Here is an 11,219-nt window from a genome sequence, read left to right on the forward strand (position 1 = left end):
ATAAAATCTAACCAATTGATTCCAAGCCTTGTGCGCTTGCTACATAATACCGTGATTTATTCAAAGTCCGCCAAGCCGCTGTGAGTGGCTTAGTGAATAGCGAGCAATTTACCCCAGCCTTATTAGAGCGCCTTCAGCAAGCATGGCTGCAAGCCAAAGACCCGATTTTTCATCAAAGCTTATATCGTGCCATTGACACCAGCTTGCTTGTGCTAGAAGGCATAGGTGGGCAAAAGGAATTTGATTTCTTGACCGCTTATCAAACCAAACTCACTGATCCAGCTTCGCTAGCTTCCATTCAACCGCGAGTTGAATGGACTATCCGCCAACTGCAATGGCGCATGGAGCGGATCAAAGATTTAGACCAACTGGCTAAAGACCAAGAGCCAGAGCTATTAGAACGCTATTGTATTAACCCCAACGGTACAGATAAAAAACCGGAAGAATGTACCATGCGGCCTTATTAGGACAACTAAATTTTATGAACTCACTGCGTTATCAACATTTACAGCAGCGCGCAAAAAATCTTGAGCGTAGGTTGGAGCTGTTAGAAACAAGCTATGACCTTGAAACTCGCGTAGAAGAAAAGCTAAGGCTTGAGGACACCCAAGAAAACTTCATGGACGTACAGACACAGATGGCGGTTTTGCGGGGGGAAGCTTAACTAGCGGCTATTCAGCGTTTGATTCCATCCAAAACACACGCATATCGGCGTTGTCCACACGCTCGTAAATGGTTTCAACCGCCAGCGTCAAGCCAATGGACTCTAAAGTCACGCTTGAACCGGGGTAGTAGTAGGAAGAGCGCCATGCTTCACTCCGCCGTTGCACCACCACTTCAGCAATATCTTGCTCGATCAGCACATATTCCAGCAAACTGGGCAAGGCGAGGTATTCGGCACGTTTTTCAGTTTTATCCTTACGGTGAGTACTGCCCGAAAGCACCTCTACCAGCAGAATCGGGCTTTCGCGCACATAGGCATCTTGCGAGGGGTCATCATTACACACCACCATCAAATCGGGGTAGCGAAACCGCTGAGCAGCGGTTTTTATCAACATATCACTAGTCATCGGGAAACACGGTTTACCACGCTGATGATTCCAGATCAAAGCATACAAATTGCCAGCGATGAAGTTATGATTGGCACTAGCTCCAGCCATTGCATACACTTTCCCGTCGACGTATTCATATTTCTGCTCGCTCTGGCGCTCACCTGCAAGGTAAGCTTCCACACTGAGGGAGTCGAATTGGTGTGCTAAAGATGGCATCAGATCTGCTCCTAAACGAAACCAAGTCTTGATTTGATGTTAGCACATGCACTTAGATGGTTAAAAAGCATGGAACTCTTAAAAACCTATCAACTCAAAGCAGACGCAATAAAGCTGCCCGTACTTCCGCTAACTCATTGCGTGTTTGAATCAATAAAGCATCCCAAACTTCATCGGTTTGCCGCTCAATCGCCTGTTCTTCCAAATCTTTATCATGTGCACCTTGTAAATCAGCGACCAATTTCTGTTCACGTTTGACTAATTCGGTTTCGAGCGCTTCTAATTGCGCTCGGGTGGCGGGTTGGCGAGTTGGCTTATTCACTATTTACTCCTTAACAAGTTATTGGCCTGAGTATACCTGATCAAGCCCTAGGCTAACTTGACTCTAATCTAGAATCTTGGTGAAAAACACTTAGCTTAACGCCCATCCAAAAAATTCTGCAGCATGGCATGTCCGTGTTCCGTCAAAATCGACTCGGGATGAAATTGTACCCCCTCAACCGGTAAAGTTTTATGGCGCACCCCCATGATCTCATCTATCTCCCCCTCTTCTGTCTCCGTCCAAGCGGTGATTTCTAAGCAATTGGGTAAGCTGGCTTGTTCAATAACCAAAGAATGATAACGTGTCGCCTCAAACGGGCTAGGTAGATCAGTAAAAACTCCAATGCCTTTGTGATGAATCATTGAAGTTTTGCCATGCATAATTTGTTTAGCACGGATAATTTTGCCACCGAAGGCTTGACCAATCGACTGATGACCTAAACAGACACCGAGAATCGGCCATTTACCTGCATAACGCTCTAAAGTGGGCACTGAAATACCGGCTTCTTTAGGTGTACAGGGGCCGGGGGATAGAACGATTTTTTCAGGCGCAAGGCTCTCAATCGCCTCCACGGGAATTTCATCATTCCGCACTACTTGCACTTCAGTACCCAGCTCGCCAAGGTACTGCACTAAGTTATAGGTAAACGAGTCATAATTATCGACCATTAGTATCTTTTGCATAGCAATCTTCAGTTAGCATCTCAAAAACGAAAGAGTATCCTAGTCTGCGTAGAAGCGCATCTTTATCCTAGCCAAGATGCAATACCCGCAAATATGCCATTATTTCACCACCCCTTAATTTTGCTCATAAATGAGGTTTGTATGCAGTTAAATTTACGCGCCCAAGTGCTAGCTTGCTGTCTTGCTATAGGTTTAGTTATGTCCACAGAGTTAGCGCAAGCTAACAGTGAACTCGTTAGTCCTAAGGCATCAGAAGCAAGCTCAAGCTTTTTAACGGTTAGCGGGAGCAAAATTAAAGATGCTCAAGGTAAAGTTATTACTCTGCGAGGAGTGAATATTCACACCTATTACTATCAATACCAGTGGGATAAAACAGCACCTCTAAAAAATGCTAATGAAACAGACATTAAATATCTGAAATCACTCGGGGTAAATAGTATTCGTTTAGGTCTACATTGGCAATATTTTCAAAGTAGCTTAGGGTATCAGCTAATTGATAACTATGTAAAATGGTGTGAAAACGCAGGCATTTATTTAATTTTAGATATGCATGTAGTGCCACCAGAAACGGCGGTCGGCCAAGATAGAATTTGGAATAATGCTAATGCTCAGCAGAAATTTATTAAGCTTTGGAAGGCGATTGCAACTCGCTATGCTGATAAAAAAATAATTGCTGGCTATGATTTATTCAATGAACCTTCCCCAATAGATCCACAGAAATGGTGGAATTTAGCAAATACCACTATTAGTACCATTCGTACTGTCGATAAAAATCATCTTTTCTTTATTGAGCCAGCCTCTACTCAAGAGCCAAGTTTCCAATTAGTGAATGACACTAAAGTGGTTTACTCTTTTCATGACTATCAACCCTACCTGATCAGTCATGCAGGCTATGCAGGCGCAAGCGACTCACCTGTACCGACTGAGTATACCTATCCTGGCGTAGTGTTAAAGAATGTCTATCCAGTCGGTAGTGGCAAAGGTTTTAATGTTATTAAAGAACTGACCGAATGGACTTCAATAGAAAGCCATGAAATTAGTGTACCCGCTAATGTGCAATTTGCCGCACTAAGAATTGCTGCCATAGGGCGTCTTAATAATCTTTGGGTTGACGACTTCAGCGTAATGCAAAATGGTAACCCCGTTAAACTTGTAAATAGTAATCTAGAGCAGGCATCTATTAATGATCTTAACTTACCTGCCAACTGGTACTTTAGTGGTAATGGCGATTTCACGAGTAGTTGGGATAATACGTTAAATAATACACAGGGTTTAGCAACCGATAAAGCTAGCTTAAAAATGTCTGGTACAAACGGTGGTGGCGTCTGGAGTCAGGTGAATAATTTTTACACGGGACCGCTCATTAAAGTAAAAGAAGGTGATAAATTAATTTTAAAGGGATTTTTCTATGCACCTGATGCAAAACATGCTGAGTTTGGTTTACATGTTGATTATCTGACAGGGGTGTATGAAAGTTATAATAAAGAACGTTTAAGCAGTGATTTGCAACCCTATGTAACTTGGGCAAAAAATAATAATGTGCCTTTATATGTGGGTGAGTTTGGAGCCTTGTCCACTGCCAAAGGTTCATCCCGTTATAACTTGGTGCGTGATAAAATTAGCGTGATGAACGCGGCTGGCTTAAGTTGGTCACTCTGGTCATATAGAGATCTGGGCGCACCTTACTTTGGTCTCTATTTAGATCAGCAATTAGATCAGCGCTTAGCCTCTATTCTCAAAAAAGGCTTAAAGTAACCACTTATTTGTGCTTACTATTTAAACCCGACAAGGCCGCACTGGCGGCGCGAAATACCGCCCTGCCTTTGTTCATGGTTTCATCCCACTCCATTTGTGGGATGGAATCATAGACCACGCCTGCGCCCGCTTGAATATGCAGGGTATCGTCTTTAAGAATAGCGGTACGAATTGCAATGGCGGTATCCATATTGCCACTCCACGATAAATAACCCACTGCACCTGAGTAAATACCGCGTTTTACGGGTTCTAATTCGTCAATAATTTCCATCGCCCGAATTTTGGGTGCACCACTCACTGTCCCTGCTGGGAAAGTAGCCCGTAATACGTCCATTGCACTTAAATTTGGCAACAGCTTACCAGTGACATTCGAGACAATATGCATTACATGTGAATAGCGCTCGACAATCATTTTCTCAGTGAGCTTCACGGAGCCGATTTCACTGACTCGACCCGTATCATTCCGTCCTAGGTCAATCAGCATTAAATGTTCGGCCAACTCTTTAGGGTCATTCAGCAGCTCTTGCTCAAGTTCCTGATCGCGCTGCTCGGTATCACCACGGCGGCGCGTGCCTGCAATGGGGCGTACCGTGATGGTTTCGTCTTCTAGGCGCACTAAAATCTCGGGTGAAGAACCGACAATATGAAAGTCGTCCAAATTTAAGAAATACATATAAGGTGAGGGATTCAAACGACGCAACGCACGGTATAAATCTAAAGGTGGGGCGGCAAACGGAATACTCATACGTTGCGAGAGCACCACTTGCATAATGTCACCCGCTTTGATGTATTCCTTAGCAGTTAACACAGCTTCTTTAAAACCCTGCTCTGTGAAACCCGAAATAAAATCACTCTCTTCAACTTGACGCGATATTGGAGTAGCTTGATATAAGCGGCGGGCTGCTTGCAATTGATACTCTAAAGTATCTAATTTTTTCTGAGCTATTGCATAGCCCTGTTCTTCAGCATGTACAATTAAATGTAGTTCACCACGTAAACTATCAAAGACAACGACCTCATCCGATACCATCAACAGGATATCCGGTGTGCCAATCGGATCAGGCTTTTCCTTGCCTTTGGCAAGCTTTTTTTCGATATAGCGAATTGTTTCATAACCAAAATAACCGACTAACCCCCCCGTAAAACGCGGCAAGTTGGCTAAATCAGGTACTTTAAACTGCTCTTGAAATTCACTAATCCATGCAAGCGGATCAACTACCTCAAAGCTTTCTATCGCTTGATGAGCACGATGCATCTCCACACGTAGGCCATAGACTTTGATGATAGTTTTCGCGGGTAAACCCAGCATCGAGTAACGTCCCCACTTTTCCCCACCCTGTACAGACTCAAACAGATAAGAGTAAGGCGCATCGGCGAGTTTAAGATAAGCACTAAGTGGGGTATCCAAGTCAGCCAAAATAGTGCGGCTAACAGGAACGCGATTAAAGCCTTGGGCAAAATAACTAGCAAATGTGTCTTGATTCATGACAAGTTCCAAACGAAAGGATTAAGAAAATGGCTGAGTTTAGAGGGAACTCAGGGACGCCATCGCTGCAGTTTGGAAGAATGATTTGTCATTAAAAATGCTCTAGCTGTGAAAATTTTCCGAAAAGTTTAGCATAGCTGCTAGCTGACCACACCTAGGGTGTATCATATTTTTTTCAGCTTAGATATGAACACAATGGGATTCGAGAATGATCACGGCTAACACCAGATGCAGAAGATCACTGCTTAAACGCAGGCTCGGTGAGCAAGCGTTCTGTATGGTCGAGCGTCTCTTGATTGGTGTAAGCAGTCATGCTCATGCTATAAATTGACCAGCTATCATAGTATTTAGCCGAGCTGTCGACGACTGGATAAGACAACCACTCTTCATAATAATAGCGATGCTTAGGATTTATTTTTGGTGGCTCTAACAATCTAATATACTCAGCGCGCGCCCACCAGAAATTATACCAAATCCATCCACCACGAATCATATTACCCTGAGCATTTAATTTTCTAGCAGGAAACAGACCTATTTTATTGACTTGTTGATTGGTTTGAAAAATCTTCACTAACGACTGCCAAGGTTGAAAGGTAGCATTAGTTAAAACCTCTTCAATTTTAACTCTTTGCTGATCTGGATGGGTCATACCTTTGGTATGAAAATAGGCTAAATACTTATAATTAGCATTTTCTTGAGCAAGATGCCAAACACGCAACAGCCCCCAATACTCAAATTTATTTTCCGCATAAAATTCTATTTCTTTATAGATATAATTTAATTTTTCAAAAAATCTATCTACATCTTTAACCTTATCAGGGTTTGAAACTACTATATATAAATCTGCGACATCTAATACATGTGTATTTTTTACATCATCAATTTGCTCTAAGACCAGTCGCCTCCAGTCTTTATTAGGATTTATATAAACATAATAAACTATAGCAGTTTGCCTTTTTTTCAAGGAGAAACGAGCGGTTAGCTTTTTAGTGAAAGCATATAAATCCTTCATGGATAGTTTGATAAGCTTTAACCTCGTGACCAGCTGACCTCCATATCCTCAGCCTCACCCATCCCTTTTTCCAATAAAGCTAATAACTCTGGGTCAGCACCATTTTCCTTAAAAATCTCTAGTTCAGTGCGATTGAGCCAATAATCAGTATCAGTTGGATTTTCTTCTTCTAATTGGTCGATTAAAAACTGTAGCTGTGTTTCAGTAATAGTCCCGATTTCAATTCCAGTATCTTTATTAGTTAATACGATCATGGCAAGATTCCTTAATTAATAGACTTGAGCTTAGCAGGCCTCGATTAGAATTTCTTCGCTAAAACGATGTTCGTCGCAGTTATTACCAGTCCCACTGGTACGATCCAAGCAAATAAAATCACGTACCCCTGCTGGACTAAACATATAATGATGCCAAACACCACGACGATAATTAATTCCTTGATGAGCACCAACTAAAAATAAGCGCATCTGTTCTAAGACGGGCTGTTCACCAGTTGGTGCAACTAGCGTGAAAAAGGGTTGACGTTCTAAAGAAATAAAGGCTTGGCTACTTAGCGGATGGCGTTCCATCACCTCAATGCGCAAGGGAAATTGAACTGGCTGCGAGCGAAAAATACTGATAGTAGGTTTGCCGCCATTTTCTAAAGTATCTAAACCGGCCAAATCACTGTAACGCTCAGTTTTGCCATAATTAATTAAGTAAAACTCGCGCCCTGTAGTTTCAATCACATCCCCAAAGGGTGCAAAAGTGGCAGCGGTTAGAGGTTCAGGCTTTAAAATATAAGCCATCTTATTGCACCCTTAATTGACCAAAAGCACGAATACGACTCACCCCACCATCGGGATACATATTCAAGCGAATATGCGAGACTAAACCGATTTTTTTCAATTCTTCTACAAAGGTAAACTCGGTATCAGCAGCCATTTTTTGCGGTGGTAATAACTCTTGCCAATACAAACTTTGTGCGGCAATACTATTTTCATTCCCACCCGTATAAAGTGTGCCGTACACCGAGCACTCATAAGGATAATTACCCTTAAAATGCGCTGTATCTAAGACTAAGCGTGAAATTTCACCCACACCCGCTAAGCGAATAATTGCCCAATCAAACCCTGGTTCACGCCGCCGCCGTGTTTCCCAACCATCCCCCATATTTATCCCTCGTCCGGGGGCTATGAGATTGCTGATATGACCGTAATGCATATCGCTAGCACACAACGCCCGCCCACCATTCAACATAGCAGCCAAATCCAACTCATGATGTTCTGTTAAAGCTGATAAATCTTGGCGTACTTGTCCATAGACACGAAAACGGGCGACACCACCATCAGGATAAATATTCAGGCGTAAATAGTTCCAAGTCTCACGCGAATCAATCGCAAAAGCATTATGGCTATTACCCTGTAAAGCACGCGCACTTAAAATTTGCGTCCAGCGTGTTTGCTCATTGGGTGGAGTTGGGCTATAGCAAGCGTCAACACTCGCTGAAGGCGCATAATTGCCTGTAAAATACGAGGTATCAATGTCCAAACCATGAATCATCCCCGGACAAATCTGAATCACTGCATGATCATAACCATCGCCACGTTTACGACGAGTTTCCCAACCGTCCATCCACTTACCATTTTCATCGTATTTCCCCGGAATGAACACTGCTGGCTCTGGATTCAGCATTCGTGATAGAGGCGCAAAAAACTCATCCGTTGCTGAAATTGCCGCAGCCCCTAAACGTGGTTGAGCCAAATCAATATAATAAATTTGTAATTGATTGAGTAGATCAGACAATTTTAATACCTATTTTAATTTTAATGCAGCCTAAACTGGGTCTAAGGTGTACTTAATCTATTCCACCAGATCATTAACCCGAAAAGCTGCGATACGATTAATTTGTTCTAAGGCCATAGCAAACTCTTGTGCTAAATCATGCTTAATGCGTGTTTCAAATCCTTGCAGAATCTGCGCTCGCGTTGCATGTTTCACCGCCATAATAAAAGGAAAAGCAAATTTCTGCTTATAAGCAGCATTTAGCTCGGTAAACCGTGCTAACTCCTTAGCACTACATTGATCTAGGCCAGCACTTGCTTGCTCTTTGCTCGACGCCACGGTTAATTCACCCCGCAAAGCCGCTTTACCCGCTAAATCAGGATGCGCTCGAATCAAGGCTAATTGCTCTGCCTCTGAAGCGCTTGCTAAAGTGGCTCTAAAAGCTTGCAATACAGCCTCTCGATCAGCGAAAGGGCGCTTTTGCCAAGTGCGTTCTGCCATCCACGGGGAATGCTCATAAATACCCCCTAATAAACTGACAAAGCTCACTTGATCTAAAGCATTTAACTGAGTAATGGATATTTTCACGCTGAAGCTCCTATTGGTGCTGGGTGCTCTTGCTGCCAATGCTCAGCAATATCAATACGCCGACACAACCAAACATCCTGATGCTGCTGCACATAAGCCACAAAACGCTGCAACGCAGCAAAGCGTGCAGGCCGCCCGACAATTCGACAGTGCAAACCAATAGAGAGCATCTTCGGCGTGCTAGCCCCTTCAGCATACAGCACATCAAACGCATCTTTCAGATACTGGAAATACTGCTCACCACTATTAAAGCCTTGTGGGCTAGCAAAGCGCATATCATTGGTGTCAAGAGTATACGGCACGACTAAATGATCCTGCTCCTGTACTTTCACCCAAAACGGCAGGTCATCACTATAATCATCCGCGTCATACACGAATCCGCCTTGCTCAACCAGCAAATCACGGGTATTCGGGCTATTTCGTCCGGTATACCAACCTTTAGGCTTCTCCCCCGTCATGCGCTCGATACTTTCAATCGCACGCTGCATGTGTTCACGTTCGAGTTCTTTGTCCATGAACTGATAATCAATCCAGCGCCAGCCATGACTGCAAATTTCAAACTCAGCTTTTAGCATGGCTTCGACCGCACGAGGATTACGCTCCAAAGCCATCGCCACTCCAAAAATCGTGATAGGAATCCGCCGATCATGGAATAGCTGATAAATCCGCCAGAACCCTACACGGCTGCCGTATTCGTAAATAGACTCCATACTGGGGTGACGCATCCCCTCATAAGCCCGCGCACCAATAATTTCGGATAGAAAAGTCTCCGAAGCAGCATCCCCGTGCAGAATGCAGTTCTCGCCGCCCTCTTCGTAATTCAACACAAATTGAACAGCAATACGCGCTCCACCCGGCCAATTGGCTTGCGGCACTTGATCAGCGTACCCGATTAAATCGCGGGGATAAGGCATCATGGCAGTCATTGATCTTCATACTCTCTCAAAAGCTGAGGGAGCAAGTTAAAACCTTATCATGGTTGTACTTGCTGCGCCCATTTCAGTACCAAAGCACGCTCTTCTTCAGTCATTTGCGTAAGATTCCCTAAAGGCATCGCTTTAGAAGAGACTTGCACCGTAATCAAAGCGGCTTGTTTACGTATTTGCTCTTCGGTTTCTAAGAGCACACCTTTTTGTGCGACCGGAAAAGCAGGATGAGTCGTTTTAGCGGCATGGCAAGCCACACAGCGCTGCGCAAAAATCGGTTGCACTTGACTATAACTAATTGCAGAAGCTTGCTCCAAACTCAATTTAAGTTGTGGGTAACTAGCCAATAAAGCGGTAGCCGCAAAAATCACGAAAGCAAGCACTAGTAACCAAACAGGCTTCCAATTACCGACTTTAGTACGTGCATTAAAGTAGTGGCGCACTAACACACCCACTCCGAACAAACCTATCAGTACCAGCCAATTCCAGTGACTACCAAAGCTTGCTGGATAGTGATTGCTAATCATGCAAAACATCACTGGCAAGGTCAGATAATTATTATGCAACGAACGCCAGCCTGCCTCTTCACTTAAACGCTTGTCTTGGGGTAAACCTTCGACAGTGGCTTTTACTAATTTACGTTGGCCGGGCATGATCACGAAAAATACATTCGCCGTCATCCAAGTTGCCAATATCGCACCCATTTGTAGAAATGCGCCACGCCCACTAAAAATATGCGTCAACGCTATCGCCAGCAGCACAATAAAGCCTGCTGTGATGAGCATAGCTAGATTGGTTTTCCGGCGTGCAAACTCGCTTTTCCATAAGTAGTGATAGACCAACCAACTTCCTGCTAAGAAACTCAAACTAATTAGAATAGCTTGCCAAGGTTGTAAAGCTAAAACGCTAGCATCAATCAGATAAGCATCTGCACCCAAATAATAAGTAATGACTAATAAAGTAAAACCGCTTATCCAAGTCCAATACGATTCCCACTTGAACCAATGCAGAGGCGCAGGTAACTGACCCGGCTCAATATTACGCTTTTCAATATTGAAAAAGCCGCCAGCATGCAAAGCCCAGAGCTGACCTGCAATTTTTTGATCATCGGCTTGAAGGAGGTGATTGAGTAACCAATTGAAATAAAAAGAAGCGCCAATCCATGCAAAGGCGGTAATGATATGTATCCAACGTATGGCGAGACTAGCCCACTCCACTAAGATTGTTTCCATTGCTAACCTTGTGTTGGCAGATTAATTAAATCTAGCATGCCCTATTTTTGTACTCAATCCTTTTAAAAATTGTATACAAAAACTCACAATTGAAGTTTGACTCTATTCACAAGTCTGTTACAACAAAGTTTTTGGGTCATGCACCAGAAGAGTTGAAAAACATCTGATTAATGAATTCGCCAATGA

14 protein-coding genes are annotated in these 11,219 nt (G+C 43.4%); 3 read left to right on the forward strand and 11 right to left on the reverse strand.

Translation table 11 applies throughout. The features are described 5' to 3' along the window. The first annotated feature begins 92 nt into the window (after positions 1–92). Together Q0307_RS18935 and Q0307_RS18940 are read left to right on the forward strand one after the other, a co-directional pair. Entirely contained in the window at positions 93–467 is a 375-nt protein-coding gene (locus Q0307_RS18935) for a hypothetical protein (protein WP_298662906.1), read from the forward strand. Between the two features lie 14 nt (positions 468–481). Then, positions 482–664, forward strand: a complete 183-nt coding sequence (locus Q0307_RS18940) for a hypothetical protein (protein WP_298662907.1) — start codon at positions 482–484, stop codon at positions 662–664. A gap of 7 nt (positions 665–671) precedes the next feature. Here the strand turns inward: Q0307_RS18940 and Q0307_RS18945 are convergent, their stop codons facing one another. From Q0307_RS18945 to Q0307_RS18955, 3 genes are all read right to left on the reverse strand, one after another. After that, positions 672–1,268 carry a Uma2 family endonuclease gene (locus Q0307_RS18945; protein ID WP_298662909.1) on the reverse strand — a complete coding sequence of 199 codons (597 nt, stop codon included), beginning with the start codon at positions 1,266–1,268 and terminating at the stop codon, positions 672–674. 94 nt (positions 1,269–1,362) lie between these two features. Beyond that, positions 1,363–1,590 (reverse strand): hypothetical protein, encoded by a 228-nt coding sequence (locus tag Q0307_RS18950; protein ID WP_298662910.1) that lies wholly within the window; start codon positions 1,588–1,590, stop codon positions 1,363–1,365. 95 nt (positions 1,591–1,685) lie between these two features. After that, positions 1,686–2,273, reverse strand: a complete 588-nt coding sequence (locus tag Q0307_RS18955; protein WP_298662912.1) for an aminodeoxychorismate/anthranilate synthase component II — start codon at positions 2,271–2,273, stop codon at positions 1,686–1,688. A gap of 141 nt (positions 2,274–2,414) precedes the next feature. Between Q0307_RS18955 and Q0307_RS18960 the strand changes: the two genes are divergently transcribed. Beyond that, positions 2,415–4,028 carry a cellulase family glycosylhydrolase gene (locus Q0307_RS18960; RefSeq protein ID WP_298662913.1) on the forward strand — a complete coding sequence of 538 codons (1,614 nt, stop codon included), beginning with the start codon at positions 2,415–2,417 and terminating at the stop codon, positions 4,026–4,028. A 4-nt stretch (positions 4,029–4,032) separates the two neighbouring features. On the opposite strand, the gene trpE is transcribed toward Q0307_RS18960, so the two are convergent. The 8 genes from trpE to Q0307_RS19000 form a co-directional block, all read right to left on the reverse strand. After that, a complete protein-coding gene (trpE, locus tag Q0307_RS18965; RefSeq protein WP_298662915.1) occupies positions 4,033–5,514 on the reverse strand; it encodes an anthranilate synthase component I in 1,482 nt (493 codons plus the stop codon). A 238-nt stretch (positions 5,515–5,752) separates the two neighbouring features. Next, a complete protein-coding gene (locus Q0307_RS18970; RefSeq protein ID WP_298662916.1) occupies positions 5,753–6,526 on the reverse strand; it encodes a hypothetical protein in 774 nt (257 codons plus the stop codon). Between the two features lie 17 nt (positions 6,527–6,543). Beyond that, the gene (locus tag Q0307_RS18975; RefSeq protein WP_298662918.1) at positions 6,544–6,780 is read right to left on the reverse strand and encodes a hypothetical protein; all 237 of its coding nucleotides are present in this window, start codon (positions 6,778–6,780) and stop codon (positions 6,544–6,546) included. Between the two features lie 30 nt (positions 6,781–6,810). Beyond that, complete coding sequence (locus Q0307_RS18980; RefSeq protein WP_298662920.1) at positions 6,811–7,311, reverse strand: ureidoglycolate lyase; 501 nt, start codon at positions 7,309–7,311, stop codon at positions 6,811–6,813. A gap of 1 nt (position 7,312) precedes the next feature. After that, positions 7,313–8,308 (reverse strand): allantoicase, encoded by a 996-nt coding sequence (gene alc, locus Q0307_RS18985; RefSeq protein ID WP_298662922.1) that lies wholly within the window; start codon positions 8,306–8,308, stop codon positions 7,313–7,315. Positions 8,309–8,365: 57 nt separating this feature from the next. Continuing rightward, complete coding sequence (gene uraD, locus Q0307_RS18990) at positions 8,366–8,875, reverse strand: 2-oxo-4-hydroxy-4-carboxy-5-ureidoimidazoline decarboxylase (protein WP_298662924.1); 510 nt, start codon at positions 8,873–8,875, stop codon at positions 8,366–8,368. Next, positions 8,872–9,792, reverse strand: a complete 921-nt coding sequence (gene puuE, locus Q0307_RS18995) for an allantoinase PuuE (RefSeq protein ID WP_298662926.1) — start codon at positions 9,790–9,792, stop codon at positions 8,872–8,874. Before puuE ends, uraD begins: the two co-directional genes overlap by 4 nt. 56 nt (positions 9,793–9,848) lie before the next feature. Next, positions 9,849–11,033, reverse strand: a complete 1,185-nt coding sequence (locus Q0307_RS19000) for a urate hydroxylase PuuD (RefSeq protein WP_298662928.1) — start codon at positions 11,031–11,033, stop codon at positions 9,849–9,851. Positions 11,034–11,219 lie beyond the last annotated feature (186 nt).

The organism is uncultured Thiothrix sp. (assembly GCF_937873765.1).
Taxonomy (GTDB): Bacteria; Pseudomonadota; Gammaproteobacteria; order Thiotrichales; family Thiotrichaceae; genus Thiolinea.

What these genes read in the sequence shown, in the direction of transcription:
- puuE (WP_298662926.1), bottom strand. Translation starts at nt 9,792, where the DNA reads ATGATGCCTTATCCCCGCGATTTAATCGGGTACGCTGATCAAGTGCCG.
- Q0307_RS18970 (WP_298662916.1), bottom strand. Translation starts at nt 6,526, where the DNA reads ATGAAGGATTTATATGCTTTCACTAAAAAGCTAACCGCTCGTTTCTCC.
- Q0307_RS18955 (WP_298662912.1), bottom strand. Translation starts at nt 2,273, where the DNA reads ATGCAAAAGATACTAATGGTCGATAATTATGACTCGTTTACCTATAAC.
- Q0307_RS18975 (WP_298662918.1), bottom strand. Translation starts at nt 6,780, where the DNA reads ATGATCGTATTAACTAATAAAGATACTGGAATTGAAATCGGGACTATT.
- Q0307_RS18960 (WP_298662913.1), top strand. Translation starts at nt 2,415, where the DNA reads ATGCAGTTAAATTTACGCGCCCAAGTGCTAGCTTGCTGTCTTGCTATA.
- Q0307_RS19000 (WP_298662928.1), bottom strand. Translation starts at nt 11,033, where the DNA reads ATGGAAACAATCTTAGTGGAGTGGGCTAGTCTCGCCATACGTTGGATA.
- Q0307_RS18980 (WP_298662920.1), bottom strand. Translation starts at nt 7,311, where the DNA reads ATGGCTTATATTTTAAAGCCTGAACCTCTAACCGCTGCCACTTTTGCA.
- Q0307_RS18940 (WP_298662907.1), top strand. Translation starts at nt 482, where the DNA reads ATGAACTCACTGCGTTATCAACATTTACAGCAGCGCGCAAAAAATCTT.
- Q0307_RS18945 (WP_298662909.1), bottom strand. Translation starts at nt 1,268, where the DNA reads ATGCCATCTTTAGCACACCAATTCGACTCCCTCAGTGTGGAAGCTTAC.
- trpE (WP_298662915.1), bottom strand. Translation starts at nt 5,514, where the DNA reads ATGAATCAAGACACATTTGCTAGTTATTTTGCCCAAGGCTTTAATCGC.